Here is a 24,295-nt window from a genome sequence, read left to right as displayed (position 1 = left end):
GGGGGAACTCGAAAGACCGGAGGTTGATACGAATGGTTCCCCTTCTTCTGGTTCTGCTGCTGGCCGTGATCCTTTTCGGTGCGGGATTCGCGGTGAAGGCGCTGTGGTGGATCGCGGTGTTCGTGCTCGTCCTGTGGCTGCTGGGCTTCCTCGTCCGCCCGGCGGGGACGGGCGGCCGGCGTGGCCGGTGGTACCGCTGGTAGGGCCTTCGGGCTGACGTCCGAGCGGGGTTCCGGCCTGAGGGCCGGGACCCCGCTCTTTTCATGCGTGCGGTTACGCGCGCGGGGAAAGGATTTCGCTGCTCGAAAAGGTACGTGCGCGCTGATTAATGGAATTGCGCCCTCGCGGGAAACCGGTTTGCCGGTCCTATTGCGTCGTCCGGCCGCAGGTGAGGTGAAGGGCAAGGGCGAAGGCGTCCCGCGCGTTCCCGGGGCGCCCGGCCCGGCCTCCCCGGGGAGGCGCAGGAGCCGCTCTCCGGGGAGGCCGGGCAGCCCTCGCCGTAAGGTGCTCGGCATGAGCATCATCGGGGTCGGGATCGACGTGGCGGAGATCGAGCGGTTCGCCGTGTCGCTGGAGCGGACGCCCGGGCTGGCGCAGCGGCTCTTCCGGGAGAGCGAGTTGCTGCTGCCCAGCGGCGAGCGCCGGGGCGTGGCCTCGCTCGCCGCCCGCTTCGCGGCGAAGGAGGCGGTCGCCAAGGCGCTCGGCGCGCCGGCGGGGCTGCACTGGACGGACGCCGAGGTCTACGTCGAGGACAGCGGGCAGCCCCGGCTGCGGGTGTCGGGGACGGTGGCGGCCCGGGCGGCGCAGCTGGGCGTGCGGACCTGGCACGTGTCGCTGAGCCACGACGCGGGGGTGGCGTCGGCGGTGGTGGTCGCGGAGGGCTGACCTCCGGCCGGCCGGGCGGCACGGCACGGGATCGGTCTCCCGGCCGCGGGTGTCCGGTACGTCGTGACACCGGGGGACGGGTGCCGCCGGGCGGCGCCGCCGCGGCCGGAGGCGAGGGGGCCCGCCGGAGCGGGCCGCCACCTCGTCACGGCCGTGCCGCTCCCGCCTCGCGAGCCGGCGCCCGTTGTGACCCCGCCCACACCGCGACCGCGCCGCGACCCGCAACTCCTTGCCCCGTACGGCAGTTGACCACCGGACGGAAATGGAACGCCGGCCATGGCATGCGCGATGCATGTCCCGCGGATCCCGGGGTAAGCGCGGTTCTGCCAGTTCGAATCGAAGGCGCCGGCCTGACAGGAGGAGACAACGTGACGGCGATCATGCCGCAGACGGACCGCAGGCAAGGTGTGGCCGAGCTCCCGGAGGTCGCCGACCCGGCCGCAGTCGCGCCGCAGGACGCCCGGGAGCTGTCCCGGCTGTTCTTCGAACAGCTGGCGGTCCTGGAGGAGGGCACCCCCGAGCACCAGTACGCGCGCAACACGCTGATCGAGATGAACATGTCCCTCGTCCGCTTCGCGGCCGGCCGGTTCCGCAGCCGGGGCGCGGAGGAGCGCGAGGACATCGTCCAGGTCGGCACGATCGGGCTGATCAAGGCGATCGACCGGTTCGAGCTCTCCCGCGAGGTGGAGTTCACCTCCTTCGCCATCCCGTACATCGTCGGCGAGATCAAGCGCTTCTTCCGCGACACCTCCTGGTCCGTGCACGTGCCGCGCCGCCTCCAGGAGGCCCGCGTCCAGCTCGCCAGGGCCACCGAGGAGCTGTGCAGCCGCCTGGGCCGCACCCCCACGGTCAAGGAGCTCGCGCAGCTGATGAGCCTGACCGAGGAAGAGGTCATCGAGGCCCGTATCGCCGCCAACGGGTACAACTCCGCCTCCCTGGACGCCGCCATCGGCGGCGAGCCGGACGGCGAGTCGGTCCTGGCGGACTTCGTCGGCTCCGAGGACGCCGCGCTCGGGCTGGTGGAGGACTTCCACGCGCTGGCCCCGCTGATCGCCGGGCTCGACGAGCGGGAGCGGCAGATCATCCACTGGCGCTTCGTCGAGGAGCTCACCCAGGCCCGGATCGCCGAGCTGCTCGGCTGCTCGCAGATGCACGTGTCGCGCCTGCTCGCCCGCACCCTGAAGCGGCTGCGGGAAGGGATGCTGACCACCGACTGAACCGACTGAACCGACTGAACCGACTGAACCGGCCGCACCGGCCGATTCACGGCGCCGTACGCATACGGGCCGGGGACCCGAGGGTCCCCGGCCCGCGTCGTGCCGTCACGACGGACGGCGGGCGGGCGGTGTCAGCAGACCGACTGGGTACTGTTGACGAGGGTGTTGTTGCGGAACGTGGTGTTCTCGCCGCAAGGGCTCTCCCGGATCGCCGAGTTCGTCACCGTCAGGTTCTGCACGGTGATGTCCTTGTTGTTCGGGAACTCGGAGCGGGCCGCCAGGCGGATCTCGCCGCCGCCGGTGACGCTGCCGCTCCGGGCGGCGAGGAGCACGTTGGAGCAGTTCTCGATCAGGACGGCGTTGTTGCCGGTGTTCGACAGGGTCAGCCGGTCGATCGTCGCGCCGCCGCTCTCCGAGACGCAGAACACCCCGCGTCCGCCGCCGCGCGCGACCACCTCGCCCACGCGGATGTTGACCGGGTACGAACTCCCGACCCGCCCGTTGCGGTTGGCCATGCGGAAGGCCGCGTAACCGGTGCCCGTGCCCGCGTTCTCGGCGTCCACCTTCGTCACGGTGGCGTTGACGGTCTGGTTGAGCAGCAGGCCCGACTCGCCGACGTTGCGGGCGGTCACCGTGCCGACGGTGAGCCCGTCGACCCCGTACGTCTCCACCGCGTGGCTGGAGGCGCCGGAGACGTAGACGCTGTCGATGCGCACGTTGCGCGTCCACTGGGTGGTGTCGCCCCGGTTGTCGACGCGCACCCCGAGGCCGGACGACAGTCGCATGTCGATCTGGCCGAGCGTCACGTTCTGCACGTTGCGCAGGAAGATGCCGTACAGCGGGGTGCCGGTGACGTTCAGGTGCTGGACCTCGACGTCCCTGGTGCCCCGGGAGTAGACCGGCGCCTGGTCGCCCGTGCCGCTGCCGGTGACGTTGATGGTGCCGCAGACGTCGAGCACGGTGTAGCTGGGCAGGGAGATACGGGAACCGGCGGACATCGCGCCCGAGCCGCGCACCACGACCCGTTCCTTCGCCGTGCGGCCCGCCGTCAGGCTGTTCACCGCCGCCTGGACGGCGGCCCGCAGGTCGGTGCCGGTGTGGACGGTGGTGCCGCCGCGCCGGACGGTCCAGGTGCCGCCGCTGAGCACGGCCTCGGCCTGGTAGGTGCCCTCGCCGCAGGCGGCGGCCGCGCGGGCGGGAGTCGCCGGGGCGGCCGGTGACGCGGGGGCGGGGGCAGTGGCGGCGGCGGTGGCGGGTGCGGTCAGGGTGCCGGCGGCGGTGAGGAGCGCGGTGGCGCCGGCGGCGGCGAGGAGGGCGGCTCTGCGTCCCATGGGGGTCCTCTCGTCGAACCGATTCGACTGAATCGATTCATCGTGTGGGGGCTCGCGAGTTTGACAAAGGCATGGCAAAGCGTCAATGGATGCGACGGAACCGGCCGGTGGGGAACACTCGACCGCATGCGTACTGCGTACAGCGTGGAGAGGGTCAGGACGGCCGAGCGGGAGCTGATGGCGCGGCTGCCGGAGGGGGCGCTGATGCAACGCGCCGCCGCCGGGCTCGCCGCGGCCTGCGCGGAGATGCTGGGGCGGGTGTACGGCAGCCGGGTCGTCCTGCTGGTCGGCAGCGGGGACAACGGCGGCGACGCCCTGTACGCCGGTGCCCGGCTGGCCCGGCGCGGCGCGGGCGTCACGGCGGTGCTGCTCGCGCCGGAGCGGGCCCACGCCGCGGGGCTCGCGGCGCTGCGCCGGGCGGGCGGCGGGGCGGTGGGCGCCGGCGGGGCCGAGGAACTGATCGAGCGGGCCGACCTGGTCGTGGACGGCATCGTCGGGATCGGCGGGCGGGGCGGGCTGCGGCCGGAGGCGGTGCCGCTGGCCGCGGCCGCCGGCCGGTCACGGGCCGCCGTGGTCGCCGTCGACCTGCCGAGCGGCGTCGACGCCGACACCGGCGAGGTGCGCGGTGCGGCGGTACGGGCCGACCTGACGGTGACGTTCGGGGCGCACAAGCCGGGGCTGCTGATCGACCCGGCCCGGGAGCACGCCGGGACCGTGCGGCTCGTCGACATCGGGCTGGACCTGCCCGCCGGGCCCGAGCTGGAGGCGCTGCAGCACGCGGAGGCGGCGCGGCTGCTGCCGGTGCCGGCCGCGGAGAGCGACAAGTACCGGCGCGGTGTGGTCGGGATCGCCGCGGGCTCCGTGCGGTACCCGGGGGCCGCTGTCCTCGCCGTGGCGGGCGCGCTGCGCGGCGGGGCCGGAGCGGTGCGGTACGTCGGACCGGCCGGGGACGCCGTGATCGCCCGCTTCCCCGAGACGCTCGTGTCCGACCGGGGGCCGCGCGGGGCGGGACGGGTGCAGGCCTGGGTCGTCGGGCCGGGCGCGGGGGACGACGCCGGCACGGTCGCCGAGGTGCTGGAGGCGGACGTGCCCGTGCTGATCGACGCGGACGGGCTGCGGCTGGCCGACCCGGAGGCCGTGCGCGGCCGTACGGCGCCCACGCTCATGACCCCGCACGCCGGGGAGGCCGCGGCGCTGCTCGGCGTGGAGCGGGGGGCCGTCGAGGGGGCGCGGCTGCACGCGGTGCGGGAGCTGGCGCGGCGCTACGGGGCGACCGTCCTGCTGAAGGGGTCGACGACCCTGGTGGCCGACGCCGGGGGAGGGGCCGTGCGGGTGAACGCGACGGGAACGTCCTGGCTGGCCACGGCCGGGAGCGGGGACGTGCTGTCGGGGCTGGCGGGCTCGCTGCTGGCGGCGGGGCTCGACGCGCGGGACGCGGGGAGCGTGGCGGCGTACCTGCACGGACTGGCCGGGCGGATCGCGGCGGACGGGGCGCCCGTGGGGGCGCACGATGTGGCGGCGGCGCTTCCGGAGGCCTGGCGGAACGTGATCGGGTAGGCGGGGCGGGGTGGTCGCCGACGTGGTCGGTCCGCCGGGGCGGGGTGGTCACCGACGTGGTCGGTCCGCCGGGGCGGGCGGCCGGTGGCCGGGGCCGGGGGAGACCCGGAGGCCCCGCCCTCTGACCGGTGGTGCCCGGAGGTCGAGTCCTCCTCGGCGGGTGGTGTCCGCGGGCCGAGTCCTCCCCGGCTGGCGGTGCTCGCGGGCCGAGTCCTCTTCGGCGGGTGGTGTCCGGAGGCCGAGTGCTCTTCGGCGGGTGGTGCCCGGAGGTCGAGTCCTCCCCGGCTGGCGGTGCTCGCGGGCCGAGCCCGCTTCGGCAGGTGGTGCCCGGAGGTCGAGTCCTCCCCGGCCGGTGGTGCCCGCGGGCCGAGTCCTCCCCGGCTGGCGGTGCTCGCGGGCCGAGCCCGCTTCGGCAGGTGGTGCCCGGAGGCCGAGTGCTCTTCGGCCGGTGGTGCCCGCGGGCCGAGCCCTCCCCGGCCGACGGTGCCCGCGGGCCGAGCCCTCGGGCGTCCCCGTGCGCGGTGCCGGAGGCACGCCCGGCTCCGCCCCGCGGACCTCCGGCCGGACACGCCGGGGTTCCGCCGGCGGGGCTTCTCCCGGGCCGGTGACGTGGGGCGCCGGGGGGCCTCTGAGAGACTGGGCGGCGATGAACGAGACAGCTGCCCTGCGGAGCGCGCCCCTGCGGGCCCGTGCCGAGATCGACCTGGCCGCCCTGCGGGCCAACGTGCGGACCCTGCGCGCTCACGCGCCGGGCGCGGCCCTCATGGCCGTGGTCAAGTCGGACGCGTACGGCCACGGAGCGGCCCGGTGCGCCCGCGCGGCCGTCGCGGCGGGCGCCACCTGGCTCGGCACCGCCACGCCCGAGGAGGCCCTCGTGCTGCGCGCCGGGGCGGGGCTGCCGGCGGACGTCCGGATCATGTGCTGGCTGTGGACCCCCGGCGGGCCCTGGCGGGAGGCGATCGAGGCCGACCTCGACGTGTCCGTCAGCGCGATGTGGGCGCTGGAGGAGGTCACCCGGGCGGCGCGCTCGGCCGGGCGCCCCGCGCGCGTGCAGCTCAAGGCCGACACCGGGCTCGGCCGCGGCGGCTGCCAGCCGGGGGAGGACTGGGCCGTACTGGTCGCCGCGGCCCTGCGCGCCGAGGCCGGGGGCCTGGTGCGGATCACCGGGCTGTGGTCGCACTTCGCCTGCGCCGACGAGCCCGGCCACCCCTCCATCGCCGCCCAGCTCGCGCGCTTCCGGGAGATGACGGCGTACGCCGAGGCGCAGGGCGTGCGTCCCGAGGTGCGGCACATCGCCAACTCGCCCGCCACCCTCACCGTCCCCGAGAGCCACTTCGACCTCGTCCGGACCGGGATCGCCCTGTACGGCGTCTCGCCCAGCCCCGAGCTGGGCGCCCCGGCGGACTTCGGGCTGCGCCCGGTGATGACGCTGTCGGCCTCCCTGGCCCTGGTCAAGCGGGTCCCGGCCGGGCACGGCGTCAGCTACGGCCACCACTACGTCACCCCCGGCGAGACCACCCTTGGCCTGGTGCCCCTCGGCTACGCGGACGGCGTCCCGCGGCACGCCTCCTCGGCCGGCCCGGTACTGGTCGACGGCAAGTGGCGCACGGTCGCGGGCCGAGTCGCGATGGACCAGTTCGTCGTCGACCTGGGCGGCGACGAGCCCGAGCCGGGCGCGGAGGCGGTCCTCTTCGGGCCGGGCGACCGCGGCGAGCCGACCGCCGAGGACTGGGCGCAGGCCGCGGGCACCATCGCGTACGAGATCGTCACCCGGATCGGAACGCGTGTTCCCCGCGTCTACGTGAATGAGGAACAGGACGGGTAACCCGCAGGGAGACCCGTCCGACGATCACCCGACCCGGCCCCCGACGGAACGACCCGGCGCCCCACGGCCGGCGTCACCGTCCCGGGCCACCCGACCAGCGGCCCCGACGGCAACCCGAGCGCGGACAAGCCCGGTGAAGAGGAGCGGTACGTGAGCGAGAGCAGCGCGGAGGCCGTCGCGGAAGCCGCCACGGCGGCCGTCGCCTCCGCCGCGACGGGCGGCTGGCGCCGGGCGACCGGCATCGCCGGCGTCGCGATAGGCGTGGTCGCCGCCGGGGCGGCCGCCGGTGTCGCCGTCGAACGGCTCACCGTCGGCCGCGGCATGCGGCAGAAGGCGCGGATCGCCCTGGACTCGGCGGGACCGTACGGCTCCCTGCGCGGCACGCCCGGCAAGGCGCACGCCGACGACGGCACCGAGCTGTACTACGAGGTCGACGACGTCGACCCGGACGCCGCCCCGACGCTCACCCCGCGCCGCCGCCGGCTCTTCGGCCGCAAGGCGCCCGCTCCCGTCACCGTCGTCTTCAGCCACGGCTACTGCCTCAGCCAGGACTCCTGGCACTTCCAGCGGGCCGCCCTGCGGGGCGTGGTGCGCACGGTGCACTGGGACCAGCGCAGCCACGGCCGGTCCGCGCGGGGCGTGTCCCAGGTGGAGCGCGGCGAACCGGTCACCATCGAGCAGCTGGGCCGCGACCTGAAGGCCGTCATCGACGCCGCCGTCCCCGACGGGCCGATCGTGCTGGTCGGGCACTCGATGGGTGGCATGACCGTGATGGCGCTGGCCGACCAGTACCCGGAGCTGATCCGCGAGCGGGTGGTCGGCGTCGCCCTGGTCGGCACCTCGTCGGGGCGGCTCGGCGAGTGGAACTTCGGACTGCCCGTCGCCGGGGTGAACGTGGTGCGGCGGGTGCTGCCCGGGGTGCTCAAGGCGCTGGGGCAGCGGGCCGAGCTGGTGGAGAAGGGGCGCCGGGCCACCGCCGACCTGTTCGCCGGGATCATCAAGCGGTACTCGTTCGCCTCCCGGGACGTCGACCCGGCGATCGAGCGGTTCGCCGAGCGGATGATCGAGAGCACGCCGATCGACGTGGTCGCCGAGTACTACCCGGCGTTCGACAACCACGACAAGACCGCGGCCCTCGCCCACTTCGCGGACATACCGGTCCTCGTGCTGGCCGGCGTGCAGGACATGGTCACGCCCAGCGAGCACAGCGAGGCCATCGCCGACCTGCTCCCGGAGGCCGAGCTGGTGCTGGTCCCGGACGCGGGCCACCTGGTGATCCTGGAGCACCCGGAAGTGGTCACCGACCGCCTCGCCGACCTGCTCACCCGCACGGGTGCCGTCCCGGCAGGGGCTACCGTGGGTGGCTATGGAAGCACCAGCGGCACCGCACGACCCGGCTGAGTCCGGCTCCGTACAGATCACCGTCACCTCGCCCGAGCAGATGAGGGAGCTGGGCCGCCGGCTGGCCAAACTGCTGCGCGCCGGCGACCTCGTGATGCTCACCGGGGAGCTCGGCGCGGGCAAGACGACGCTCACCCGCGGCCTCGGCGAAGGGCTCGGCGTGCGCGGCGCGGTCACCTCCCCGACGTTCGTGATCGCCCGTGTGCACCCCTCGCTCGGCGACGGCCCGCCGCTCGTCCACGTGGACGCCTACCGGCTGTCCGGCGGTCTGGACGAGATGGAGGACCTCGACCTCGACGTCTCGCTGCCCGACTCCGTGATCGTCGTGGAGTGGGGCGAGGGCAAGGTCGAGGAGCTGACCGACGACCGGCTCCAGGTCCTGATCCACCGCGCCGTCGGGGACACCGCCGACGAGGTGCGGCACGTGACGCTCACCGGACTGGGCGAACGCTGGACGGGAACCGACCTGAGCGCCCTGTCGGCGTAACGGCGCGGAGGAACGGTCCGACATTCCGACAAGACGTCGGCAAGATGTTGCGCCGGGTGTCCCGGGCGTGGTCACATGGTATCCCGTACGTAGTTAGGTCTACCTAACTACGTCCGCCCCCGGCCTCAGGAGGCGTCCATGTCGGCTACAGAGAGCACGGCGAAGCCGCAGCCGTACGCGGTGCCCGGCGTGTCCATGCGGGAGCTGCTGGCGGCCTGCGCGGCCGCGAAAACGATCTCCACGGCGCCCCGGGAGCCCGACCCGGAGGTGCCCGGGCGGGCCGTGGACCACCGCGAGGCGGCGTAGCGGCACACCGGCGGACACGTACGGCCGCAGGGCGTCGCCGCGGGCTCCGGGCGGGTGCGCCCCTGGGGTCTGTCCGACAGTTCCCGCCTGTCTCGCGACGTCATCACGCATTCTCGCCGCGCCGGGCGCAGAGCCGAGTGCGTCCCGTACGAGGCTCTGCGCCCGGCTCGCCGGGAGCACGCACCTGACGCCGCGAGACCGGCCTCCGGGCGACGACGGGAATGGTCGGACAGCCCCTAGCGGACGACCACGACCCTGCGGCCGATCGTCGCGAAGGACCACATCGCGTCGCCGTCCGGGCGGGTCTCGCGGATGCCGCCGGTGCGCACGCCCGGGTCCGGCCGGGGCGTCGAGCCGTCCACGGCCGCGCTGAAGCCGACGGAGACGCCGTCCACGCTGGTGAAGCGGACGACGTGCTCGACGGGTGTGCCGTCGGAGCCGGTGACGGCCTTGGAGCGGGACGTGACGGTGTAGCGGCCCGGCGCCGGGTCCACCGCGCTCGGGTAGACCACGAACGTGCGCCGGACCCGCTCCCCGGCGCCGACCAGCCACACCCGGTCGTCGCCCAGCGCGTACACCACGCGTGCGCCGCTGCCGGACCCGGCGGGCGGCGTGGCCGGGTCCGCGCGGTGCCGGGGCGCCGGCGGGGCCACGGCCGACGGCGAGGAGCCCGCCCGGGGCTCGCCGGGACCGGCCGGGGCGCTCGCCGCCGCCTGGCAGGCGAGGTGACCGACCGTGCCGAGGGCCGCCGCGGTGAGCGCGGCCACGATCCCCGAACTGCTGCCTGCCACCGGCGCCCACCTCCGCGTCGTACGTGCCGTTCCGTCGTCGTCCCGTGACGGAAGGTGACGGTAGCAGCAGGTGGCCGTCCGACCGGGGCGGCCGTGCCGGGGCCCCGGGAGCCGTAGGCTGTTCGCGTGCTCTTGCTCGCTCTGGATACCGCCACACCCGCCGTCACCGTCGCGCTGCACGACGGCAGGGACGTCATCGCCTCGTCGAGCCAGGTGGACGCGCGCCGCCACGGGGAGCTGCTGCTGCCGGCGGTCGACCGGGTGCTCGCCGAGGCCGGACTGAAGCTGGACGCCGTCACGGGCGTCGTGGTCGGCGTGGGCCCCGGCCCGTACACCGGACTGCGCGTCGGCCTGATGACCGCGGACACCTTCGGCCTGGTGCTCGGCGTGCCCGTGCACGGCGTGTGCACGCTGGACGGCCTCGCCTACGCCGCCGACCTGGAGGGCCCCTTCGTCGTGGCGACCGACGCCCGCCGCAAGGAGGTCTACTGGGCGCGGTACGCCGACTCCCGCACCCGCGTCACCGATCCGGCCGTCGACCGGCCCGCCGACATCGCCGGGCAGGTCGCGGGCCTGCCCGCGGTCGGCGCCGGCGCGCTGCTGTACCCGGACACGTTCCCGCAGGCGCACGAGCCCGAGCACGTGTCCGCCGCCGCCCTCGCCCGGCTGGCCGCCGAGAAGCTCGCCCGGGGCGAGGAGCTCGCCGCGCCCCGGCCGCTGTACCTGCGCCGCCCCGACGCCCAGGTCCCCAAGAACTACAAGGTGGTCACCCCCAAGTGACCGGACCCGTGACTCCCGTGCTGCGCGAGATGCGCTGGTGGGACATCGACCCCGTCCTGGCCCTGGAACGGGAGCTGTTCCCCGAGGACGCCTGGTCGCGGGGCATGTTCTGGTCCGAGCTGGCCCACGCGCGCGGGCCGGGGGCGACCCGCCGGTACGTCGTCGCGGAACTCCCGCAGGACGGCGGCGGCCGGATCGTCGGGTACGCCGGGCTCGCCTCCTCGGGCGAGCAGGCCGACGTCCAGACCATCGCCGTCGCCCATGACCACTGGGGCACCGGCCTCGGCGGACGGCTGCTGACCGAGCTGCTGCGGGCGGCGACCGCCTTCGAGTGCGCCGAGGTCATGCTGGAGTGCCGGGTCGACAACGTCCGGGCCCAGAAGCTGTACGAGCGCTTCGGCTTCGAGCCCGTCGGCGTGCGGCGCGGCTACTACCAGCCCGGGAACGTGGACGCCCTGGTGATGCGCCTGACCGTCCCTGAGAACTCCGTACAAGGAACCGACATCCATGGCTGACGAACCCCTGGTGCTGGGGATTGAGACCTCCTGCGACGAGACCGGCGTGGGTGTCGTGCGCGGCACCACCCTGCTGGCCGACGCCGTCGCCTCCAGCGTCGACGAGCACGCCCGCTTCGGCGGGGTGGTGCCCGAGGTCGCCTCGCGGGCGCACCTGGAGGCGATGGTGCCGACCATCGACCGGGCGCTGAAGGAGGCGGGGGTGAGCGCGCGGGACCTGGACGGCGTCGCGGTGACCGCGGGCCCGGGCCTGGCCGGCGCCCTGCTGGTCGGCGTCTCCGCCGCCAAGGCGTACGCCTACGCCCTCGGCAAGCCGCTGTACGGCGTCAACCACCTGGCCTCCCACATCTGCGTGGACCAGCTGGAGCACGGCGCCCTGCCGGAGCCCACGATGGCGCTGCTGGTGAGCGGCGGCCACTCGTCGCTGCTGCTGTCCTCCGACATCACCTCGGACGTGCGCCCCCTGGGCGCGACCATCGACGACGCGGCCGGCGAGGCCTTCGACAAGATCGCCCGGGTGCTGGACCTCGGCTTCCCCGGCGGCCCGGTCATCGACCGGTACGCGCGCGAGGGCGACCCGCAGGCCATCGCCTTCCCGCGCGGCCTGACCGGCCCGCGCGACCCGGCGTACGACTTCTCCTTCTCCGGGCTGAAGACGGCCGTGGCCCGCTGGATCGAGGCGAAGCGGGCGGCGGGCGAGGAGGTGCCGGTGCGGGACGTGGCGGCCTCCTTCCAGGAGGCGGTCGTCGACGTGCTGACCCGCAAGGCGGTGCGCGCCTGCAAGGACGAGGGCGTCGACCACCTGATGATCGGCGGCGGGGTCGCCGCCAACTCCCGGCTGCGGGCCCTGGCCGAGGAGCGCTGCGAGGCCGCCGGGATCCGGCTGCGCGTGCCGCGCCCCAAGCTGTGCACGGACAACGGGGCGATGGTGGCCGCGCTCGGCGCGGAGATGGTCGCCCGCAACCGGCCGCCGTCCGACTGGGACCTGTCGGCGGACTCCTCCCTGCCGGTGACCGACCCGCACGTCCCGGGCCGGGCGCACGACCACGCGCACGAGACCGGCGGGGAGAACCTGTACCCGTGACGGTCGCGCTGATGTGGGAGGCCCGGGCGGTGCCCGGGCGGGGCGGGGAGCTGCTGGCCTGGGCCCGGGCGCAGGAGCTCCCCGGCGCGCCGCTGCGCCGGGAGACCTTCCGGGCCCCGCAGGACCGGGTCCTGGTCATCACCTGGTGGGACGCGCCCTACGACGCCGACCTGCCGGAACTGCCCGAGCCGGACGGGGAGCTGGTCACCCGGGCGGTGCACCGCTGGCGGTTCGAGCCGGTGGACGGCGGCTGACCGGGGAGGTCGCGTACGACGCGCCGCTCAGGGGGACGTCGCGCCACACCAGGCGGCCGTTGCGGCGCTCCCAGAAGCGGACGACCGACGCGTCCGCCGCCCAGGAGGCGGCCATGGCCAAGGGCAGCAGGGCGAACCGCGGTTCCCAGGCCAGTGCCGGCACCAGCGTGACCAGGACCAGCACGGGCAGCGCGTTCGGACTGACCAGGCGCCGGTGCAGCGGTTCGTCCGGCGGCAGCTCCGTGTCCTCGGCCAGCGGGATGGCCGCCCGGTAGTCCCGGGTCACGAAGACCAGCTCGAAGACCACGGTGAGGGCCATGACGCCGAGCAGCGTCAGGAGACCGCGCCCGGCCTCCTCGACGGAGACCGGCGGCAGTCCGCGCACGGCACTCGTCACCGCCGTGTCGACGGCGGCGGCCGCGAGGGCCGTCCCCGCGGCTTTGACCTCATGGTGCGACTGCCTGTACACGGTGACGCTCCCCCCGGCGCGCACGACCCGGCGGCCCCCGCCGCCCCACGCACCGTCACGGTAGGCCCGGGGCACCGGCCCCGGCCACCCGCCCGCCCGAACGGCCGGTGAACAAGGGAAGGCCGTGCGGAACGGGCGGACGTGCGACGACGCGCGAACACGGCACGCCGAATGTTTCGGCTCTGTTAACGAATGTCCCGGACGTCCGTCGTGGCGCGAGAACTACGTCACGGGCCACCACAGGGATACGATCGCCGCCATGACATCCCCGCAGCCCGCAGAAACCCGGACGCAAGGGCGGTCCGCGCAGACCGCGACGCTTGCCGAGATCGCCCGCGAGGCAGGCGTGTCGGCGCCGACTGTTTCGAAAGTCCTCAACGGCCGCGCCGACGTCGCCCCGGCCACGCGGGCCCGCGTCGAGGACCTGCTGCGTACCCACGGCTACCGGCGCCGCCGGACCGAGGCGACCCGCTCCCCGCTGATCGACCTGGTCTTCCACGAACTGGAGAGCGCCTGGGCGATGGAGGTCATCCGGGGCGTGGAGAACGTGGCCCGCGACGCCGGGCTGAGCGTCGTGCTCTCGGAGAGCGCGGGACGGCTCACCCCCGGGCGGACCTGGGCCGACCAGGTCGCCGCGCGCCGCCCGCACGGCGTGATCCTCGTGCTGTCCGGCCTCGACGACTCCCAGCGGGCCCTGCTCACCAGCCGCTCCATCCCGTTCGTGGTGATGGACCCGGCCGGCGACCCCGGCGCCGACGTGCCGTCGATCGGGGCGACCAACTGGCAGGGCGGCCTCGCGGCCACCCGGCACCTGGTCGACCTCGGGCACCGCCGGATCGGCGCGATCAGCGGGCCGTCGCGGATGATGTGCAGCCGGGCCCGCGTGGACGGCTACCGGGCCGCGCTGGAGACCGCCGGGCTGCCGGTCGACCCGGGCCTGATCATGCCCGGCGACTTCCATCACGAGGCCGGCTACCGGCAGGGCCTCGAACTGCTGCGCCGCCCGGACCGGCCGACCGCCGTCTTCACCGGCAACGACCTCCAGGCGCTCGGGCTGTACGAGGCCGCGCGCGAGCTGGGGCTGCGCGTCCCGGAGGACCTGAGCGTGGTCGGCTTCGACGACCTGCCGGTGGCCCGCTGGGTCGGCCCGCCGCTGACGACCGTACGGCAGCCGCTGACGGAGATGGCCGAGGCGGCGGCCAAGCTGGTCCTGGACCTCGGGCGCGAGGAGGACATGGCGGCGACGCGGGTGGAGCTGGCGACCAGCCTGGTGGTGCGCAGCAGCACGGCGGCGCCCGCGGCGGTCTAGCTCCGTCGCCCGGAGTGCCGCCGGCGCGGCCGGGAGGCGGGCGGCCGACGGGCCGGCCGACGGGCCCGCCCGGCCGGGAACGGCGGGCCGCCGGGACGGGCCGCCGTATTGACGGGTGGTCCCAGCCGCCCCACACTGCACCGAAGTCAATCGGTTGCACGACCGAAACTTTCGGAGGCTCCCCGTCATGAGATCCCGAAGGCCCGGCTTACTCGTCTCGCTGCTGGCCGGTGCCGCCACGGTGGGCGCCCTGCTGACCGCGGCCCCCGCCCACGCGGCCGACCCCCCGCTGCGCGACCTCGCCGACGCCCGGGGCAAGGTCGTCGGCACCGCGGTCACCGGCTCCAAGCTGACCGGCACCTACGGCGAGGTCGCCGGACGCGAGTTCAACTCGCTCACCCCCGGAAACGCCATGAAGTGGGGCTCGGTGGAGCCCGTCCGGGGCCGTCACGACTGGGCCGAGGCGGACCGGATCGTCGCCTTCGCCGAAGCCCACGGCCAGCAGGTGCGCGGCCACACCCTGGTCTGGCACAGCCAGAACCCCGGCTGGCTGACCGACGGCACCTGGACCCGGGACGAGCTGAGCGCCGTCCTGAACGACCACATCGACACCGAGGTCGGCCGCTACAAGGGCCGCCTCGCCGCCTGGGACGTGGTCAACGAGCCCTTCGAGGAGGACGGCACCTACCGCCGCACCCTCTGGTACGACACCCTCGGCCCGGACTACATCGCCCAGGCCCTGACCCGGGCGCGCGCAGCGGACCCGGGCGCCGACCTCTACATCAACGACTACAACGTCGAGGGCGTGAACGCGAAGAGCACCGCCCTGTACGACCTCGTCAAGTCCCTGAAGGAGCGCGGCGTCCCCGTCGACGGGGTGGGCCTCCAGGCGCACCTGATCGTCGGTCAGGTGCCGTCCACCGTGCGGCAGAACATCCAGCGCTTCGCCGACCTGGGCGTCGACGTGGCGATCACCGAGCTGGACATCCGGATGCAACTCCCGGCGACGGAGGCCAAGCTGGCGCAGCAGGCGGCCGACTACCGCAGCGTGGTCTCCGCCTGCGCCGCGGTGGACCGGTGCACCGGCGTCACCGTCTGGGGCTTCACCGACTCCGACTCCTGGATCCCCGACACCTTCCCCGGCGAGGGTGCGGCGACCCCGTACGACGAGAACTACGCGCCCAAACCGGCCTACCACGCCATCGCGCAGGCGCTGGGCGGCGGGGGCGGACAGCCGGCCGACGGCTGCACGGCGACGTACGGCGTCACCGGCCAGTGGAACACGGGCTTCACCGGACAGGTGCGGATCAGCTGCGCCGGTGCCTCGCTGGCGTCGTGGAAGGTGAGCTGGACGTACGGCGAGGGCCAGCGCGTCTCCCAGGCGTGGAACGCGACCTGCGCCCAGTCCGGCGCGGTGGTGACGTGCGGCAACGCCGCGTGGAACGGGACGGTGCCGGACGGGGGTTCGGTGACGTTCGGGTTCAACGCCTCGTGGAGCGGGAGCAACGGGGTGCCGGTGGTGACACTGGGATGAGACCGGGCCCGGAAGTCTGAGAATTCCCGAAGAAAGTCGCCCCGGGGCCCCTGCCCGAAATAATTCGGACTTATGTTCCTGCTCGTGACGGGACACGACGGGAACGCCGGGGGCGGCGGGCACGGGGACGGCGGGCACGGGAGCGGCGGCGCGGCCGGGGACGGGAACGCCGCCGGCGCGCGAGCGGGCCGGCGGCCGGCCGTGCTGAAGGCCGCCGGCCTCACCCTGGCGGCCCTGCTGGTGCTGGGCGCCGCGGGGGCGGGCTGGGCCTACTGGCGCCTCAGCGACAACATCACCGGCGTCGACATCAACAGCGCGCTCGGCGACAACCGCCCCGCGCGGGCGACGACCGCCCCGGACCCCTCGGCGTCCGCCGCCGCGCTGCCCGGCGGCGCCCTGAACATCCTCGTCCTGGGCTCGGACTCGCGCAGCGGCGCGGAGAACCAGGAGCTCGGCGGCGGCGACAGCTCCGGCGCCCGCTCCGACACGGCCATGGTCGTCCACCTCGACGCGGGCCGGACGAGCGCGACGGTGGTGAGCATCCCGCGCGACACCCTGGTCGCCCGCCCGTCCTGCCCGCTGCCGTCCGGCGGGACCGCGCCCGCCGCCTCCGCCGCGATGTTCAACAGCGCGTACGCGGTGGGCGGGCCGGTGTGCGCGGTGAAGACGGTCGAGGCGCTGACGGACGTCCGCATGGACCACTACGTCGAGATCGACTTCGCCGGCTTCCGGAAGCTGGTCGACGCGCTCGGCGGGGTCACCGTCACCACGCGGGAGGACATCGACGACGACCGGAGCCACCTGACCCTGGCGGCGGGCACCCACCACCTGGACGGCACCCGGGCCCTGGCGCTGGCCCGCACCCGGCACGGCGTCGGTGACGGCAGCGACCTGAGCCGCATAGCCCTCCAGCAGACGCTGGTGACGGCGCTGCTGGAGCGGATCGCCGCCACCGACCTGCTCACCGACCCCGCCCGGCTGTACCGGGTCGCCGACGCGGTGACCGGCAGCCTGACCACGGACACCGGCCTGGACTCGCTCGCGGAGCTGACGCGGCTCGGGCAGAGCCTGCGGGGCCTGTCGGCGGACGCGGTGCGGACCGTGACGATGCCGGTGGTGCCGGCGCCGTGGGACGGCAACCGGGTGGTGGCCGACGAACCGGAGGCGGCGGAGCTGTGGGCCTCGCTGCGGTGAGGAAAAAGTCCTGAGGAAATCCCGGCGGGCGTGTCGATCCCCGGCGGTCCCGTTCGACGCAGGGGTGACGGCCGGGAACGACCCGGCCCGCACGACACGAGGAGTCCCCATGCCCCGCTACCTCTCCCTCATCCGGATCGACGAGCGGAACACCCCCGACGGGGGCCCCAGCCAGGAGCTCATGCAGCGGATGGGCGAGCTGATGGAGGAGATGACGAAGGCCGGCGTCCTGCTCGACACCGCCGGGCTCACCCCGGCCGCGCAGGGCACCCGGGTGCACTACGAGGGCGGGCAGCTGTCCGTCACCGACGGCCCCTTCACCGAGTCCAAGGAGGTCATCGGCGGCTACGCCCTCATGCAGGCCAAGGACCGGGCCGAGGCGATCGAGTGGACCAAGCGGTTCCTGAAGGTCCACGAGGAGCACTGGACGGTGACCTGCGAGGTGCGGGAGGTCGCCGAGGGCTGAGCCCCGCGCCCGTTTGGACCGGCCGCCGCACGGGTGTCTGATGGTGGGCTGTGACCCCGCAGCCCGCCGCCGACCCGCGCGGCACCGTCGAGACCGTGTTCCGCATGGAGTCCCCGCGCGTGATCGCCGGCGTCGCCCGGATCGTCCGGGACGTCGGCATCGCCGAGGAACTCGCCCAGGACGCCCTGGTCGCGGCCCTGGAGCAGTGGCCGAGGGACGGCGTGCCCGACAACCCGGGCGCCTGGCTCATGGCGATCGCCCGCCGCCGCGCCGTCGACCTGGTCCGCCGCCGGGAGACCTACGCCCGCAAGCTCGCGGAGATCGGCCGGGACCTGCCGGACGCCGCCCCGCCCGAGGAGCCCGCCGACCCCGACGGCATCGACGACGACCTGCTCCGCCTGGTCTTCACCGCCTGCCACCCGGTGCTGTCGCCGCAGGCCCGCATCGCCCTCACCCTGCGCCTGCTCGGCGGGCTCACCACGCCCGAGATCGCCCGGGCCTTCCTCGTGCCCGAGCCGACGGTCGCGCAGCGGATCGTCCGGGCCAAGCGGACGCTGGCGGCGAAGCAGGTGGACTTCGAGGTGCCGTACGGCCCCGACCGCGAGGCACGGCTCGGCTCGGTCCTCGACGTGATCTACCTGATCTTCAACGAGGGGTACGCCGCCACGGCCGGCGACGACTGGCTGCGCCCCGGCCTGTGCGAGGACGCCCTGCGGCTGGCCCGCGTCCTGACCGGGCTGATGCCCGAGGAGCCCGAGGTGCACGGCCTGACCGCGCTGCTGGAGTTCCAGGCGTCCCGGGCCGCCGCGCGCACGGGCCCGGACGGCGCGCCGGTCCTGCTGAAGGACCAGAACCGGGCGCGCTGGAACCGCCTGCTCATCGCCCGCGGGGCCGCCGCCCTCGCCCGCGCCGACGCGCACGCGACCGGCGCCCCCGGCCCGTACGTCCTCCAGGCCGCCATCGCCGCCTGCCACGCGCTCGCCCCCGCCTACGAGGAGACCGACTGGGCCCGCATCGCCACCCTGTACGGGCTGCTCGCGGCCCGCTCGCCCTCCCCGGTCGTCGAGCTGAACCGGGCGGTGGCCGTGTCGATGGCGCACGGACCGGAACCGGCCCTGGCCCTGGTCGACGCCCTGGCCGCCGAACCCGCCCTGCGCGCCTACCACCTGCTGCCCAGCGTCCGCGGCGACCTGCTGGCCCGGCTGGGGCGCGCGGCGGAGGCCCGGGCGGAGTTCACCCGGGCCGCGTCGCTGACCCGCAACGCACGCGAGCGGGACCTGCTGCTGCGCCGGGCGGCGGAGACCTCCTGACGGTGCCTCAGAGGGCCGGGCGGCCGATCAGCATGGCCGGCGCCCCCGCGACCCGTGTCAGGAACACGGTGGCGGAGTGCGGGCCCTGCGGCCGGACCTTCCTGCGCAGCTCCTCGGGCTCCACGGCCGACCCGCGCTTCTTCACCGTGAGCACCCCCACCTGCCGCTCGCGCAGCAGGGCCTTCAGCTTCTTGACGTTGAAGGGGAGGTGGTCGGTGATCTCGTAGGCGGTGGCGTACGGCGTCGGGCGCAGCTCGTCCGCGGTGACGTACGCGATGGTCGCGTCCAGGAGGCCGCCGTCGAGCTGCTGCGCGACCTCGGCGACCAGGTGGGCGCGGACGACGGCGCCGTCCGGCTCGTACAGGTACCGGCCGGGCGGGCGCACGGCGGGGTCGGGCAGGCCCCGCGAGAGCAGGGTGCGCGGCCCGGGCAGCAGGGTCGCGCGGACCGCCCCCGGCGCGGTGCCGAACCACAGCACCGCCTCCTTCACGTCACCGCCGTCGGAGACCCACTCGGCCTCGGCGTCCGCCGGGACCGCCTCGTGCGGGATGCCGGGCGCGACCTTCAGGGCCGCGGCGCGCGGCGCCCGGCGGGCCGCCCCGACCGCCCACGACAGCGGCGGCGCGTACGCCTCCGGGTCGAAGATCCGGCCGCGCCCGCCGCGCCGGGCCGGGTCGACGAAGACGGCGTCGAAGCCGGCCGTGTCCACCTCGGTGACGTCGGCCTCGCGCACCTCGATCAGGCCGGCCAGCCCCAGCGCGTCGGCGTTCGCCCGGGCCGCCGCCGCCGTGAGCGGGTCCCGGTCCACCGCCAGCACCCGGATCCCGGCCCGGGCCAGCGCGATCGCGTCACCGCCGATCCCGCAGCACAGGTCGGCGACGGAGGTCACGCCGAGCTCCGCCAGCCGGCGGGCCCGGTACGCCGCCACGCTCGCCCGGGTCGACTGCTCGACCCCGTGCGGCGTGAAGAACATCCGCTGCGCGTCCTCGGCGCCGAACTTCGCCACCGCCCGCTGCCGCAGCCGCGCCTGGCCGAGCGCCGCCGACACCAGCTCGGCGGGGTGCGCGCGGCGCAGCCGGGTGGCGACGGCGAGCTCCTGCGCCGGGTCGGTGCCGCGCACCTCGTCGAGGAGGGCGCGGCCTTCGGGCGTGAGGAGGGGGGCGAGGTCGTTCACCGGATCATTGTCGGCCAGCCGGGGACCGGGCGGGCGCGCCGGGGCGGGCGGCGTGCGGCGTGCGGTCCGGCGGGTCGCCCGGCGGCCGGCGGCCCGGTCTGTGGGCCAGTCGGTGGACGGTGCCGCGGCGGCCGCGGTGTCGGGCCGGGTTCGGGGCGGGGCCCTGCGAGGATCCGGCTCCATGCGAGCAGTAGTACAAAATGACAAAAGTCGGGCCCGGGGGCGTGCACGGATCGGCCTCGCCGTGCTCGCCGCCGCGGCCATCGCCTCGGGCTGCGGGCAGGACCCCGACGCGGGCCTGCGCCCGGCCGCCGGCCAGCAGCCCCTGGAGGCGCCTCCGGCCCGCGCGCTGGACTCCTACGCCACGAAGCTGCGCTCGGCCCACGCCGCCCGGGTGGCCGCCGCCCGGCGCTGGGGGCTGCGGGAGGTCCCGCTGCCGACCCCGGCGCCTCCCGCGCGCAAGCCGCGGATCACCACCCGGGAGGGCTTCGAGGTCGACGGCCACCGGGAGCTGGGCCTGCCCCCGGTCTTCACCACCGTCCCGACCGAGGACCGGGTCGTCTTCCTCACCATCGACGACGGCGCCGAGAAGGACCCGGCGTTCCTGCGCATGATGAGCGACCTGCGGATCCCGTACACCGCCTTCCTCAGCGACTACCTGATCAAAGAGGACTACGGCTACTTCCGGCGGATGCGGGACGGGGGAGTGGGCCTGCACAACCACACGCTGCACCACCCCTACCTGCCCGCGCTGTCGTACGCCCGCCAGCGGCAGGAGATCTGCGGCATGCAGGACGTCATCGAGGAGCGCTACGGCACACGCCCCGTCCTGTTCCGCCCGCCCTTCGGCAACTACAACCGGGACACCCTGCGCGCCGCGAAGTCCTGCGGCATCGCGTACGCCCCCCTGTGGAGCGAGGAGGTCTTCGTCGACCGCTGGGAGTACCGCGAGTGGGACCGCGACCTGCACCCCGGGGACATCGTCCTCAGCCACTTCCGCGGCCGGGCCGACTGGGCGGGCACGATGCCCGACATGATCCGCCGCTTCCTCGACAAGGTCACCGCCAAGGGCTACGCGGTGGCGCGGCTGGAGGACTACCTGTGAGGCCGCGCGGCTGGGCCGCCGCGGCGCTGGCCGCCGCCGTCCTGCTCGGCGGCTGCGCCGGCCCGGCGCGGTCGGACGGCCGGGCGCGCGCCGGGCAGCAGGCCGCCGGGACCCCCGGGCGGCAGGCGCGCCCCGGCCTGCCGCCCGTCGTCGACCGCGTCGCGACCCGCGACCGGGTGGTGTTCCTGACGTACGACGACGACGCCGAGCGCGACCCGCGCTTCGTCGACCTGGTGCGGGCCCGGCGGCTGCCGGTCAGCCTGTTCCTCACGGACCGCGTCGTGGGACCCGCCTACGGCCACTTCGCGCGCCTGCGCGCGGTCGGCGCCGGCCTCCAGAACCACACCCTCGACCACCCCGCCCTGCGCGGCCTGCCGTACGCCGGCCAGCGCGCCGAGATCTGCGGCCAGCAGGACAAGCTCCGGGCCCGCTTCGGCGTCCGCCCCCGCCTGCTGCGCCCGCCCCACGGCGTGTACGACACGACGACCCTGCGCGCCGCCGCGGACTGCGGCATCGCGGCGGTCGTGCTGTGGCGGGTGTCGGTGGGCGGGGACGGCGCCCTGCTCTACACCCGGGGCGAGCACCGGCTGGGCCCCGGCGACATCGTGGCCGTCGACCCGGACGCCGGCACGACGGGCCTGCCCCTGGTGGAACGGACCCGGCGCCTGCTGCGCGAGATCGAGGCACGGGGCCTGCGGGTGGGACGCCTGGAGGACCACCTGTAGGACCACCTGTAGGACCACCTGGCGGACGTCATCTGCAGGACCGGCCCTTCCCCGCGCCCGGCGGCCGCCCGGCCGGGCCCCGCCCCGTCCCGCCGCACCGGCCCGTCACCTCGCGCGCGGCCCTTCCGGTCCGTCCCGCGGGGTCCTCAGGAGCCGCCGCGCATGCCGCCGCGACAGCCGGGCATGCATGACCCCGGCGCGCGGACCGGGGCGCCGCGCACCCGCGCCGCCCGTCCCCGCACCCCGCCCGGCCGGGCCCCGGAGGCCGACGCGCCGTCGGTAATTGGCACTCCGCTTGACCGAGTGCTAATCGCGGTCATAGTCTCAGGTCTGGCACTCCCCCCTGGAGAGTGCCAACAACGCGACGGGCAGGTCCGGCACCCGCGACGACGGATCGACCTGGTCGCCACCTCAGACAGTTAACCCCGTGAGATCTCCGAAGGGGGAGGTCGGATCGTGACGACCGCCAGCTCCAAGGTTGCCATCAAGCCGCTCGAGGACCGCATCGTGGTCCAGCCGCTGGACGCCGAGCAGACCACGGCCTCTGGCCTGGTCATCCCGGACACCGCCAAGGAGAAGCCCCAGGAGGGCGTCGTCCTGGCCGTGGGCCCGGGCCGCTTCGAGGACGGCAACCGCCTTCCGCTCGACGTTTCCGTCGGTGACGTCGTGCTCTACAGCAAGTACGGCGGCACCGAGGTGAAGTACAACGGCGAGGAGTACCTCGTCCTCTCGGCCCGCGACGTCCTCGCGATCATCGAGAAGTAGTTCACCCGGCTTCACCCGAGGCACTTTTGCTTCCAGCTGCGCCCCTGGCCCCCCGCGACCCCTAAGAAGCCGGGCGCCCGGGGCGCAGTTTCTTTACCCCCTGACTTTCCGAGAGGGCTCCCGCTGCCATGGCGAAGATCCTGAAGTTCGACGAGGACGCCCGTCGCGCCCTCGAGCGCGGCGTCAACAAGCTTGCCGACACGGTCAAGGTGACGATCGGCCCCAAGGGCCGCAACGTCGTCATCGACAAGAAGTTCGGCGCCCCCACCATCACCAACGACGGTGTCACGATCGCCCGCGAGGTCGAGATCGAGGACCCGTACGAGAACCTCGGCGCGCAGCTGGTCAAGGAGGTGGCGACCAAGACCAACGACATCGCGGGTGACGGTACGACCACCGCGACCGTGCTGGCCCAGGCGCTGGTGCGCGAGGGCCTGAAGAACGTCGCCGCCGGCGCCTCCCCGGCCCTGCTCAAGAAGGGCATCGACGCCGCGGTCAAGGCCGTCTCGGACGACCTGCTCGCCTCGGCCCGCCCGATCGACGAGAAGTCCGACATCGCCGCCGTCGCCGCGCTGTCCGCCCAGGACAGCCAGGTCGGCGAGCTCATCGCCGAGGCGATGGACAAGGTCGGCAAGGACGGTGTCATCACCGTCGAGGAGTCCAACACCTTCGGTCTGGAGCTGGACTTCACCGAGGGCATGGCCTTCGACAAGGGCTACCTGTCCCCGTACTTCGTGACGGACCAGGAGCGCATGGAGGCCGTCCTCGACGAGCCGTACATCCTCATCCACCAGGGCAAGATCTCCGCCATCGCGGACCTCCTGCCGCTGCTGGAGAAGATCATCCAGGCGAACTCCTCCAAGCCGCTGCTGATCATCGCCGAGGACGTCGAGGGCGAGGCCCTCTCCACCCTCGTCGTGAACAAGATCCGCGGCACCTTCAACGCCACCGCCGTGAAGGCCCCCGGCTTCGGCGACCGCCGCAAGGCGATGCTGCAGGACATGGCGGTCCTCACCGGCGCCACGGTCATCTCCGAGGAGGTCGGCCTCAAGCTCGACCAGGTCGGCCTGGACGTGCTCGGCACCGCCCGCCGCGTCACCGTCACCAAGGACGACACCACCATCGTCGACGGCGCCGGCAACTCCGAGGACGTGCAGGGCCGCGTCGCGCAGATCAAGGCCGAGATCGAGAACACCGACTCCGACTGGGACCGCGAGAAGCTCCAGGAGCGCCTCGCGAAGCTGGCCGGCGGCGTGTGCGTGATCAAGGTCGGCGCCGCCACCGAGGTGGAGCTGAAGGAGAAGAAGCACCGTCTGGAGGACGCCATCTCCGCGACCCGCGCCGCGGTCGAGGAGGGCATCGTCTCCGGTGGTGGCTCCGCGCTCGTCCACGCCGTCAAGGTCCTGGAGGGCAACCTCGACAAGACCGGCGACGAGGCCACCGGTGTCTCCGTGGTCCGCAAGGCCGCCGTCGAGCCGCTGCGCTGGATCGCCGAGAACGCCGGCCTGGAGGGCTACGTCATCGTCTCCAAGGTCGCCGAGCTGGAGAAGGGCAACGGCTACAACGCCGCCACCGGCGAGTACGGCGACCTGGTCAAGGCCGGCGTCATCGATCCGGTCAAGGTCACCCGCTCCGCCCTGGAGAACGCCGCCTCCATCGCCTCCCTGCTTCTGACGACCGAGACCCTGGTCGTCGAGAAGAAGGAGGAGGAGGAGCCGGCCGCCGCGGGCCACGGCCACGGCCACGCCCACTGAGCGAACCGCTCCCGCGAAGCCCCGGTCCCCGCAGGGACCGGGGCTTCGCCCTGTCCG

At 74.7% G+C, this 24,295-nt stretch carries 25 protein-coding genes; 21 read left to right on the top strand and 4 right to left on the bottom strand.

The window, feature by feature from the left end; all coding sequences use genetic code 11:
• The first annotated feature begins 32 nt into the window (after positions 1-32).
• The 3 genes from ACIF8T_RS18350 (at position 33) to ACIF8T_RS18340 (ending at position 2,102) form a co-directional block, all read left to right on the top strand.
• A complete protein-coding gene (locus ACIF8T_RS18350; protein ID WP_400036202.1) occupies positions 33-203 on the top strand; it encodes a hydrophobic protein in 171 nt (56 codons plus the stop codon).
• 310 nt (positions 204-513) lie between these two features.
• Positions 514-885, top strand: a complete 372-nt coding sequence (locus ACIF8T_RS18345) for a holo-ACP synthase (RefSeq protein ID WP_400036200.1) — start codon at positions 514-516, stop codon at positions 883-885.
• A 380-nt stretch (positions 886-1,265) separates the two neighbouring features.
• On the top strand, positions 1,266-2,102 hold the full coding sequence (locus ACIF8T_RS18340) for an RNA polymerase sigma factor SigF (RefSeq protein ID WP_400036421.1): 837 nt from the start codon (positions 1,266-1,268) through the stop codon (positions 2,100-2,102).
• Positions 2,103-2,233: 131 nt separating this feature from the next.
• Here ACIF8T_RS18340 and ACIF8T_RS18335 read toward each other — a convergent pair whose 3' ends face one another.
• Entirely contained in the window at positions 2,234-3,433 is a 1,200-nt protein-coding gene (locus tag ACIF8T_RS18335; RefSeq protein ID WP_400036198.1) for a hypothetical protein, read from the bottom strand.
• Between the two features lie 126 nt (positions 3,434-3,559).
• Here ACIF8T_RS18335 and ACIF8T_RS18330 point away from each other — a divergent pair, with 126 nt between their 5' ends.
• The 5 genes from ACIF8T_RS18330 (at position 3,560) to ACIF8T_RS18310 (ending at position 9,009) form a co-directional block, all read left to right on the top strand.
• Positions 3,560-4,990, top strand: coding sequence for an NAD(P)H-hydrate dehydratase (locus ACIF8T_RS18330; protein ID WP_400036196.1), 1,431 nt, complete (start codon positions 3,560-3,562; stop codon positions 4,988-4,990).
• A gap of 646 nt (positions 4,991-5,636) precedes the next feature.
• On the top strand, positions 5,637-6,815 hold the full coding sequence (alr, locus tag ACIF8T_RS18325; RefSeq protein ID WP_400036194.1) for an alanine racemase: 1,179 nt from the start codon (positions 5,637-5,639) through the stop codon (positions 6,813-6,815).
• Between the two features lie 150 nt (positions 6,816-6,965).
• Complete coding sequence (locus ACIF8T_RS18320) at positions 6,966-8,216, top strand: alpha/beta fold hydrolase (RefSeq protein WP_400036192.1); 1,251 nt, start codon at positions 6,966-6,968, stop codon at positions 8,214-8,216.
• Positions 8,182-8,703: a tRNA (adenosine(37)-N6)-threonylcarbamoyltransferase complex ATPase subunit type 1 TsaE gene (gene tsaE / locus ACIF8T_RS18315; protein ID WP_400036190.1), complete on the top strand. Its 522-nt coding sequence runs from the start codon at positions 8,182-8,184 to the stop codon at positions 8,701-8,703. Before ACIF8T_RS18320 ends, tsaE begins: the two co-directional genes overlap by 35 nt.
• Positions 8,704-8,841: 138 nt before the next feature.
• Positions 8,842-9,009 (top strand): hypothetical protein, encoded by a 168-nt coding sequence (locus ACIF8T_RS18310; protein WP_400036188.1) that lies wholly within the window; start codon positions 8,842-8,844, stop codon positions 9,007-9,009.
• Positions 9,010-9,245: 236 nt separating this feature from the next.
• Here the strand turns inward: ACIF8T_RS18310 and ACIF8T_RS18305 are convergent, their stop codons facing one another.
• Entirely contained in the window at positions 9,246-9,800 is a 555-nt protein-coding gene (locus ACIF8T_RS18305) for a hypothetical protein (protein ID WP_400036186.1), read from the bottom strand.
• A gap of 126 nt (positions 9,801-9,926) precedes the next feature.
• Between ACIF8T_RS18305 and tsaB the strand changes: the two genes are divergently transcribed.
• The 4 genes from tsaB to ACIF8T_RS18285 are packed head-to-tail and all read left to right on the top strand — an operon-like array spanning position 9,927 to position 12,433.
• Positions 9,927-10,580, top strand: coding sequence for a tRNA (adenosine(37)-N6)-threonylcarbamoyltransferase complex dimerization subunit type 1 TsaB (tsaB, locus tag ACIF8T_RS18300; protein ID WP_400036184.1), 654 nt, complete (start codon positions 9,927-9,929; stop codon positions 10,578-10,580).
• Positions 10,577-11,095, top strand: coding sequence for a ribosomal protein S18-alanine N-acetyltransferase (rimI, locus tag ACIF8T_RS18295; RefSeq protein WP_400036182.1), 519 nt, complete (start codon positions 10,577-10,579; stop codon positions 11,093-11,095). Before tsaB ends, rimI begins: the two co-directional genes overlap by 4 nt.
• The gene (gene tsaD / locus ACIF8T_RS18290) at positions 11,088-12,179 is read left to right on the top strand and encodes a tRNA (adenosine(37)-N6)-threonylcarbamoyltransferase complex transferase subunit TsaD (protein WP_400036180.1); all 1,092 of its coding nucleotides are present in this window, start codon (positions 11,088-11,090) and stop codon (positions 12,177-12,179) included. Before rimI ends, tsaD begins: the two co-directional genes overlap by 8 nt.
• Entirely contained in the window at positions 12,176-12,433 is a 258-nt protein-coding gene (locus tag ACIF8T_RS18285) for a hypothetical protein (RefSeq protein WP_400036178.1), read from the top strand. The genes tsaD and ACIF8T_RS18285 overlap by 4 nt, the downstream gene beginning before the upstream one ends.
• Here ACIF8T_RS18285 and ACIF8T_RS18280 read toward each other — a convergent pair.
• Complete coding sequence (locus ACIF8T_RS18280; RefSeq protein WP_400036175.1) at positions 12,384-12,902, bottom strand: hypothetical protein; 519 nt, start codon at positions 12,900-12,902, stop codon at positions 12,384-12,386. The two genes, ACIF8T_RS18285 and ACIF8T_RS18280, sit on opposite strands and share 50 nt — an antisense overlap.
• A gap of 259 nt (positions 12,903-13,161) precedes the next feature.
• Here ACIF8T_RS18280 and ACIF8T_RS18275 point away from each other — a divergent pair, with 259 nt between their 5' ends.
• The 5 genes from ACIF8T_RS18275 (at position 13,162) to ACIF8T_RS18255 (ending at position 18,715) form a co-directional block, all read left to right on the top strand.
• A complete protein-coding gene (locus ACIF8T_RS18275) occupies positions 13,162-14,211 on the top strand; it encodes a LacI family DNA-binding transcriptional regulator (protein ID WP_400036173.1) in 1,050 nt (349 codons plus the stop codon).
• A 187-nt stretch (positions 14,212-14,398) separates the two neighbouring features.
• Positions 14,399-15,745: an endo-1,4-beta-xylanase gene (locus ACIF8T_RS18270; RefSeq protein ID WP_400036171.1), complete on the top strand. Its 1,347-nt coding sequence runs from the start codon at positions 14,399-14,401 to the stop codon at positions 15,743-15,745.
• Positions 15,746-15,817: 72 nt separating this feature from the next.
• Entirely contained in the window at positions 15,818-16,939 is a 1,122-nt protein-coding gene (locus ACIF8T_RS18265; RefSeq protein ID WP_400036169.1) for an LCP family protein, read from the top strand.
• A gap of 109 nt (positions 16,940-17,048) precedes the next feature.
• A complete protein-coding gene (locus ACIF8T_RS18260; protein ID WP_400036167.1) occupies positions 17,049-17,405 on the top strand; it encodes a YciI family protein in 357 nt (118 codons plus the stop codon).
• 50 nt (positions 17,406-17,455) lie between these two features.
• Positions 17,456-18,715 (top strand): RNA polymerase sigma factor, encoded by a 1,260-nt coding sequence (locus ACIF8T_RS18255; protein WP_400036165.1) that lies wholly within the window; start codon positions 17,456-17,458, stop codon positions 18,713-18,715.
• Between the two features lie 7 nt (positions 18,716-18,722).
• Here ACIF8T_RS18255 and ACIF8T_RS18250 read toward each other — a convergent pair whose 3' ends face one another.
• A complete protein-coding gene (locus tag ACIF8T_RS18250) occupies positions 18,723-19,889 on the bottom strand; it encodes a methyltransferase domain-containing protein (protein WP_400036163.1) in 1,167 nt (388 codons plus the stop codon).
• A gap of 181 nt (positions 19,890-20,070) precedes the next feature.
• Here ACIF8T_RS18250 and ACIF8T_RS18245 point away from each other — a divergent pair, with 181 nt between their 5' ends.
• The 4 genes from ACIF8T_RS18245 (at position 20,071) to groL (ending at position 24,238) form a co-directional block, all read left to right on the top strand.
• Entirely contained in the window at positions 20,071-20,994 is a 924-nt protein-coding gene (locus ACIF8T_RS18245) for a polysaccharide deacetylase family protein (protein ID WP_400036161.1), read from the top strand.
• Positions 20,991-21,719 carry a polysaccharide deacetylase family protein gene (locus ACIF8T_RS18240; protein ID WP_400036159.1) on the top strand — a complete coding sequence of 243 codons (729 nt, stop codon included), beginning with the start codon at positions 20,991-20,993 and terminating at the stop codon, positions 21,717-21,719. Before ACIF8T_RS18245 ends, ACIF8T_RS18240 begins: the two co-directional genes overlap by 4 nt.
• A gap of 456 nt (positions 21,720-22,175) precedes the next feature.
• Entirely contained in the window at positions 22,176-22,484 is a 309-nt protein-coding gene (gene groES / locus ACIF8T_RS18235; protein WP_014178834.1) for a co-chaperone GroES, read from the top strand.
• Positions 22,485-22,612: 128 nt separating this feature from the next.
• A complete protein-coding gene (gene groL / locus ACIF8T_RS18230; RefSeq protein ID WP_400036156.1) occupies positions 22,613-24,238 on the top strand; it encodes a chaperonin GroEL in 1,626 nt (541 codons plus the stop codon).
• Positions 24,239-24,295: the final 57 nt, after the last annotated feature.

It is taken from the genome of Streptomyces sp. NPDC085946, assembly GCF_044540485.1.
In the GTDB taxonomy this organism is placed as follows: Bacteria; Actinomycetota; Actinomycetes; order Streptomycetales; family Streptomycetaceae; genus Streptomyces.
The sequence above is the reverse complement of the archived record's forward strand: the minus strand, read 5'-3'. Positions and strand labels throughout refer to the sequence as shown.